This is a genomic window from Moorena sp. SIO3B2, assembly GCF_010692525.1.
GTDB classification, from domain to species: domain Bacteria; phylum Cyanobacteriota; class Cyanobacteriia; order Cyanobacteriales; family Coleofasciculaceae; genus Moorena; species Moorena producens.
Map to the genome: position 1 here is coordinate 1 of NZ_JAAHHE010000289.1, position 7731 is coordinate 7731.

General features: G+C 43.0%; 5 protein-coding genes and 1 pseudogene. 3 read left to right on the forward strand and 3 right to left on the reverse strand.

The window, feature by feature from the left end; translation table 11 throughout:
* The coding region (locus F6K38_RS31380; protein ID WP_287358999.1) for an alpha/beta hydrolase at positions 1–1486 on the reverse strand (1486 nt) is incomplete at its 3' end.
* Between F6K38_RS31380 and F6K38_RS31385 the strand changes: the two genes are divergently transcribed.
* Together F6K38_RS31385 and F6K38_RS31390 are read left to right on the forward strand one after the other, a co-directional pair.
* Positions 1485–1574: a helix-turn-helix domain-containing protein gene (locus F6K38_RS31385; protein ID WP_287252716.1), complete on the forward strand. Its 90-nt coding sequence runs from the start codon at positions 1485–1487 to the stop codon at positions 1572–1574. The genes F6K38_RS31380 and F6K38_RS31385 overlap by 2 nt on opposite strands.
* Before the next feature lie 448 nt (positions 1575–2022).
* The gene (locus tag F6K38_RS31390) at positions 2023–3006 is read left to right on the forward strand and encodes a YkvA family protein (protein WP_287359000.1); all 984 of its coding nucleotides are present in this window, start codon (positions 2023–2025) and stop codon (positions 3004–3006) included.
* A 544-nt stretch (positions 3007–3550) separates the two neighbouring features.
* On the opposite strand, the gene F6K38_RS31395 is transcribed toward F6K38_RS31390, so the two are convergent.
* Together F6K38_RS31395 and F6K38_RS31400 are read right to left on the reverse strand one after the other, a co-directional pair.
* Complete coding sequence (locus F6K38_RS31395; RefSeq protein WP_287252723.1) at positions 3551–3925, reverse strand: hypothetical protein; 375 nt, start codon at positions 3923–3925, stop codon at positions 3551–3553.
* Between the two features lie 436 nt (positions 3926–4361).
* The gene (locus tag F6K38_RS31400) at positions 4362–6083 is read right to left on the reverse strand and encodes an ABC1 kinase family protein (RefSeq protein ID WP_008180667.1); all 1722 of its coding nucleotides are present in this window, start codon (positions 6081–6083) and stop codon (positions 4362–4364) included.
* 703 nt (positions 6084–6786) lie between these two features.
* Between F6K38_RS31400 and F6K38_RS31405 the strand changes: the two are divergent.
* Positions 6787–7731 (forward strand): annotated as a pseudogene (locus F6K38_RS31405) (hypothetical protein); the annotation flags it as partial.

Consider the following 7731-nt stretch of genomic DNA (forward strand, 5'->3'; position numbering starts at 1 on the left):
CTTCTGTCACCACTAGATATTTTTCTGGGGTAGTTAGCCAGCTGAAGGGGGTAATTTGTTGTTCTACAGGTGGCGCAAAGATGTCTCTGATACTTGACACCATCATGACCGGAACCTGAATTTGTGACATCCCGGCTTCACCAAAAATCGGGTTGCTCAGCGGATTAACAGCAATCACCGCTTTTACCCGTTCGTCTCCCAAGTTATAGTCTTCTGGGGATAGTTGAGTACCTCGACACTGGAGTAGCAGGGATACATCTAAGGATAAATTGTTCTGTCGAGCAGTATCGCAGTCACTAGTAAGCTGTTCAAAATTGAGTTTCGCCCCTCCTAGAGCAAGAACAGTATAGCCTCCGAAGGATTGACCAATTACTCCCACCTCTTCTAGATTAAGCCTGCCAAACTTACTCGGGTCAGAATTAGCTTTAGCCGAAAGTTCATCTAACAAATACTTTACATCCAAAGGACGATGGATGATCGCAGTAGGATTGAGGGGAGTTGCGAAGCCAGCAAAGATTTGATTAATGCGTTCGGAACTAGTACCAATGTGCTCCGGGACCGCAACTGCAAAACCGTAAGATGCTAAATGTTGTGCTAGATAGGCAAAGGTATTGCGGTCAGAAGCCAAACCATGGGAAATAACCAGAGTTGGAATCGAGCCTCTTATTCCTTCTTGGTCTGAAGACCTAGGTAGATAAATATCAACGGGAAACGAAGCTTGACGCTCAGAGTTATAAACCTCAAAGCTTTCTTTACGCCAACCTATTCCTCCAGGATTCCTGAGATCTGCTTGTGCTGAAAAATCAAACGATGTTGAGCCTTCTCCCTGTATTTGTGCCTGATTTTTAATGGCACCAAATACAACATCATTTACCACAAATAGCCGTGATATCTCATCAGTAACATCAGAAATTAGTTCCACATCCAGGTAAATAGTTTCTAGGGAAAATTTACGCAATACATTAATAACGCTCAAGCCTTCTGGATCAGAGGCTGCCGAAATTAAAGCACCCCGTAAGGGATAGAAACCATTGCGATTGAAATCTGCTTTTATTACATTCCCCAATCGGCGCAGTAAGGTTTTACCCACCGGTAAGCGAGTGAACAAATAAACATATCTGGGAGAAATATTAAATCGACTGTTTAGTAGAATCCGCAGTGTTGCTAATTGTATTGGTGTAGCAAAGTTGGCATAATAGGCAAATTGCCTGGTCATTGTGCCATCTTTAGCAAAAATTTCCAAGTCTTCAATCCCAATATTAAATTGTCCAAAGGGAGAAACAAAGAAAGTAATTCGCTCTGCTCCTAGGGCAGGAATTGCACTGAATGTAGATACTAGACTCAAGCCTAGGGATAGGGAAAAGCGAGTTAACCACTGGCGCAGTGGGTTAGAATGAAAGGATTGGGTAGTCACTTTAGCTGCTCGGGAAAGACCAGGGGAGTTGGTAATAGTTAACGGAAAACCTGTAACAATATCATTAAACATGTACAAAGCTCTCAAGACCACACTGAAACTCAACAACCAACAGAAAACCCTGATGGCACAACATGCTGGTTATTGTAGATGGGTCTAAAACTGGGGACTAGGGCGTGTTTTCAAAGCTTTCCGCAAGATATTAGATCCCCCCCAGCCCCCCTTAATAAGGGGGGAGCCATACTCAAAGTCCCCCTTTTTTAAGGGGGATTTAGGGGGATCTCGGAGTTTGAAGACACGCCCTAGCCATTTAGCAATAAGCTTACCATAAATGTCATTATACTAGTTATAGTGTTTATTGCATTTATGAGGTACGCTTATCAAGCTCAAAGTCCCCCTTTTTAAGGGGGATTTAGGGGGATCACTTTGTACCTCATGGGATATAGAATTGCTATATAGTGTTTATTGCATTTATGAGGTACGCTTATCAAGCTCAAAGTCCCCCTTTTTAAGGGGGATTTAGGGGGACCACTTTGTCCCTCATGGTAAAGACAATTGCTATAACAATTAAAACAGATAAATCCTCGTATATAAAAAGGTTGATAGTAATGGGTTTACGGGAAAGACTACTTCGGCGATTTCAAAAACAGGAAAAACCAGAGGAAAAACCAGAGGATATCCAATCCCTCGACTCCCTCGACCAGACTTTAGAACAACTCGACCAGACCTTAGAACAAAAACCCCCTGGGCGAATTCAGTCACTACTGAGCAAATTACCCAAACCAGGCACTCCTAAGGACACCCCAGTAACGGTAAGCAATCCAGAACCAAGCAACCCTGGCAAAATTAGAGGTAAGATTACAGGGATACTCAGCAAATTTCAAAAATCTACCACTGAACCAGACATCCCCCAACTGTCTCAAAACTCAGCACCAACCAACCCTGGCAAAATTAGAGGCAAGATTACAGGGATACTCAGCAAATTTCAAAAATCTAGCACTGAACAAGAAATCTCCCAACTGTCGGAAAACTCACCAGCAAGCAACCCTGGCAAGATTAGAACACTACTGGAAAAATTACAAAAAAATATCTCCCCCAATGACATCCAGAAAATTGACCAGAGCTTGGATCAGATGAACCGGGGGAGGATAAAAGAAATATTTCACAAATTGCTCCAAAATACCAAGCCAGAAGACATCCAAAAAATTGACCAGAACTTAGAACGGATGAACCGGGGACCAATTAAAGAAATTTGGCCTAAAATTCAAGCTTTAGCTAAAATGGTCCGGGATCCTAATGCCGCTTGGAAGGGAAAAGCCTTAGCGATCGCAGCCTTAATCTATTTAATATCCCCCTTTGATGCTGTTCCAGACGTAATTCCCGTTGCTGGATTAGCTGATGATGCAGCGCTGATCATTGCCGTAGTTTCCACCCTAGCTCAGGAACTAGAAAATTATATGGAAAGACAGGCAGAAAAGATGGCCGAGATACAAGTCCGCAAGTATAATCGGATTGTCAGAATCAGTTTAATCGGCAGCATTGCAGCAGCAATTATCGCTATTTTGGTAAAATATATCCTTAGTCAGACATGATTAACCTCTATTCCTGGTACCGAATTACCCTATTTATTCTGACTACTTATGGCTTAATACAGCTAATCATTAATCTGCTCAAGTATAAGCCATACTATGAAAAAGTTCCAGGGTTTATGAAAAAATACTTTCTTGAGCGCGGCAGCCTAGTTTTAGGGAAAAAGCTCAACGAAAGTCGTCATGATTTAATCATAAATGGCTTACTGTTGCTTGTATTAGTAATGTTAAATATTATTCTATGGATTTTTTAATAAATAAGAGGATTATTAATCTAGAGTTTAGGGAGTCGGGAGTAGGCAGTAGGGAGTAGGGAATAGGTAAGCATTTAGCTGTCAGCGGTCAGCTGTCAGCAGTCAGCTGTCAGCTTAAAATCCTTAATATTAAGAGATTAATGAGAATTGAAAGTCTGGGGATTTGCCCATATCAGCATATACGCTAGGCGCATAAGCTGATAGCTGATAGCTGATAGCTGATAGCTGATAGCTGATAGCTAATAGCTGATAGCTGATAACTGACAACTGATAGCTGATTAGCCGGTTTATATCTATTCCCAGGAATCTAAATCGAGAGCTTTGGAACCACCTCGCTCTAACTGAATCAACACGTTACCGAGTTGTGACCAAACTAGCCCACTAATAAATAAGGTCATAGGTATGGAGATTGAGTAACACAGCCAATAGGGCAAGGCAAAAATTCCTAACCCAGAGGCTAGAAACAGGCAAATCCCAACAGCAATTCCCACAAATGGGAGCAGTAACTGGATTCCTTTAATTTCAGCCAGGGTTTGACTGGATTTGGTCTTATACCATTCCTGTACTTTTTCTTTGAGTGTAGCTTCAAAAGCTAGCCCACAGGTAATCCCAGCAAACAAACCAAAAATTAACAAAAAATACGGTGGGTCTGGCCAAAAATTATACACAAATAACTCCTAATCTTCATGCTTTTAATGCCTGTGAAGATTATTACAAAGAATGACACTTTATCCAATAGCAAAGGGAACAGGGAATAGGGAATAGGGAATAGGGAATAGGGAGTAGGGAATAGGGAATCAAAAATTCTCACAATCCTGTTTTATTCAATAGCTGTTCCCGTAGCCCATTAGCTGTTGGCGTAGCCTGCGCGTAGCGCATATGCTGATAGCTGAATGCTGATAGCTGAATGCTGATAGCTGAATGCTGAATATAATCTTATAGTTTCCTAGGGTGGGTTAAGCGCAGCATTGATTTTTTTTCGGGCTGTAACCCACCAAATCCTATAACGTTTGGAAGCGCTAATTAAATAACAACAAGTAGTGAATAGCCAGGAGTCAGTAGTTACGATAAGGATATTCCTTATCGGCCAGTTGCTCTGACACACTATTTGGTACTCACAGCAGGAGCTTTCGGTAAAATAGCCCCAATCCCATCACTGGAAATAGTACTTAGTGCATTCAAAGCTACATTGAATAAACGTCCTGGTGGTAAATCATCTTTGACTAAGTTCCACAGACTCTGAATTTCTGCTCCATGGAGTTGGTCATCTTCGGTTAACGCTAACAACAGTTCACGTCGCAAAAACTGACCTTCCTCAGACAAGAGATACTGCAAACCAAGTTGAGCGGTTGGGAGCAAATCAAAGTTCTGATCAGACCGAGCGATCGCAATCATATTTTCCAGTCGTTCCCACTGGAATTTACCGTCTTTGAACAACACCTCAATCAAACGCCGCCGCATTTGTGGGGTTTCACCGGTAAGCAGACGCTGAGCTACATAGGGGTAGGAAACCTCGACAATTTTGAAGTTGGGATCTAAGGTCAGTGCCAGTCCTTCCTGAGTCACCAGAGAACGGATAATTAAGGAAAACTTGGCTGGTACCCGGAAAGGATAGTCGTACATCAACTCTGAGAACTGATCTGTGATCGTCTTGAAGTTGAAATCCCCGACACTTTCACCAATTGCTTCTCCCAACACTGCTTCTAAGGCTGGGATAATCGGCTGGATATCTGTGTTGGGTGCTAGGAAACCTAATTTAACAAAAGCCTGGGCTAATGATTGATAATCTTTATTAATTAGATCAACGACACAGCTGACAAGAGTTTCTTTGGTGTCCTGATCTAACTGATCCATCATACCAAAGTCAATATAGCCCATGCGTCCATCCGGAAGGGCAAATAAGTTACCTGGATGAGGATCAGCATGGAAAAAGCCATGCTCTAACAACTGACGTAAACCAGAGGTGACACCGGTTTTAATCAAGCTTGCGCTGTCTAGTCCTAAGGCTTCAATACGTTCTGTGTCTGTTAACTTGAAGCCATCAATCCACTCTAGGGTGAGGACACGGAGACTGCTGTAGCGCCAGTATATTGCTGGAACCTTCACAGTGGGGTCGTCTTGGAAGTTTAGAGCAAACCGTTCGGCATTGCGACCTTCATTGAGATAATTAATTTCCTCAAAGAGCTTAGTACCAAATTCATCTACAATCAAAGTTAGGTCATGACCGAGATTGAGTGGTAACCAGGGAGCAATCCAGCTAGCTGCCCAGCGCATCAAATAAAGATCTAGGGTGAGGATAGGGCGTAAATTAGGACGTTGTACCTTAACCGCCACCTCTTCACCGGTGTGGAGTTTAGCCCGATAGACTTGACCGAGACTAGCGGCTGCTACAGGTTTTGGGGAAATTTGGCTAAACAGTTTTTGGATGGAGCGCCCTAACTCTTGCTCGATTATGGACAATGCGATTGCATTGTCAAAGGGAGGTAGCTGGTCTTGTAGTTTGATCAGTTCATCTAGAAAATCTTGCCGAATCAAGTCAGGGCGGGTGGAAAGAGCTTGTCCGACTTTAATAAAGGTTGGACCGAGGTTAGTCAGAAGTTCCCGTAGCTGTGTGGCTCGTTTTAACTTATTTTGCTCAGTCCGGTTGCCCCATTGGTCTAACTTAAAACTAAAAACAAAGCTAGCGAAACCCCAGACAATCCTCAGGCAACGCCAAATCACTACCCAAGGTCTGGAACGGTAGTAGCGCGCGATCGCTTGTGGATCATAGTACCTTTGGGGTTCATTAGACCGCTGTTCAGGAGATACAAGTTGATGCTGACTCACGCTGAGTATAGGCCTCTCTAATAAATTTATAGTTTTTTATCTATCTTTTGCTTTTTATTAAATAAGTATACACAAGTACATATACAATAACTCGGTGTTTAAGTCCAATAGTTCATGTAGGGTGGGCAGTGCATCAGACAGATAATGAAGCTTGCAAACCACGTTGGTAGGCACTGCCCACCCTAGGATGAATGACAATGGTGCAAGATCTCACTTTAAGTCCAATAGTTTAGTTCATGTAGGGTGGGCAGTGCATCAGACAGATAATGAAGCTTGCAAACCACGTTGGTAGGCACTGCCCACCCTAGGATGAATGACAATGGTGCAAGATCTCACTTTAAGTCCAATAGAGGGTTTAGGGCAGGTTTTGCTACCAGGACAATAGAGAGTCCCATAGAAACCTACACCAGAAACTTGCCCATTTCCTGAACTGGGGAATTAAATTCGCCACGGGTCGCACCTCTTGATGCATATATCTATAAATTTGTCAACTTCTATTATTACATTAACCGAGGCTCTAGCTTGAGATTTCAGCTGTTATTTCCGTGTTATCACCGACAGTCTTTAAATTAAAACTTCAGCAGAATCCTCCATGACGGGGCTAAATCAACAAAGCAACAATGGTGTCATATCGATTCCGGTGGTATCGTAGCGAACAAGCATGGGCAATCTGTTGATTTATCTACGTTGATTTATCTACACTATGCTGTTTCCACGATTGCCCGCAGCAAATCGGCACTACCGGATTGGATACCAGTTACAGACGCACGAAAATGCTTTGCCAGCAAGCAACTTTCCCTGGATTATGCAAGATTCTCCATCTTTCCCTAACCCTTCCCAAGACATTCGGTTAGGCTGCCTACAGTGGTTTTATAACTTACCACTAAGTAGTAAGCTGCTTACTGGTTTGTTTGCCTCTGAGCTAATTTCTCTGATTGGATTCTTCGGCGTCGCTGCTTCAATGATCCTAACAGGAGGGCAAATCGAACTACGAGACCAAGCTGAGTCTGAATTAGCAATCACCGAGACCAACTACAATTCTCAAATTGAGCAAACTAAGCTGGGCTTCCGTGGTCAAGCCGATAATGCTGCCATCATTGCTGCTGCGATCGCTGATCATTCTGGTCAGCCCATAAAACCAACCCTCAAGGCTGAAGTCAGACGGGTTCTGAGGAACGAAATTAAAGCCCGCAACATTGAATATGGGACTTTAGTAGGTACCAATGGCAAGATTATTGCTAATGCCAACGCTGACCGGACAGGAGAGAGGTTTAATCCTAATCAATTAGTCAGTCAAGTTTTCCAGAATCGAACGGCGATTGGGACCAGTCAAATTGTCAGCTGGGTTGAGTTAGCTAAGGAGTCACCTCAGCTACCGAATGGTTTTGTTGAACAAGACTCCCTAATTCGTTACACACTCACTCCAGTCACGAACCCAGAGACTGGAAGTATTGTAGCTGTCTTGGTATCTGGTGACCTGGTCAATGGCAAATTGCCCATAGTTCAGACCACTCTGCGGGGGGTTGACAAAGGCTATAGTGCAATCTACTATCGTCAGAGTTCGGGGGAATTTAACTTAGCCACTGCTACTTTGGATAACAGTGATGTTAAAGATTTAGAGCAAGGGGAATCGAGTTTAGATTTAGTA

Excerpts from the sequence above, each read along its gene's own strand:
- F6K38_RS31390 (WP_287359000.1), top strand. The coding sequence starts at position 2,023 with ATGGGTTTACGGGAAAGACTACTTCGGCGATTTCAAAAACAGGAAAAA.
- F6K38_RS31385 (WP_287252716.1), top strand. The coding sequence starts at position 1,485 with ATGTACAAAGCTCTCAAGACCACACTGAAACTCAACAACCAACAGAAA.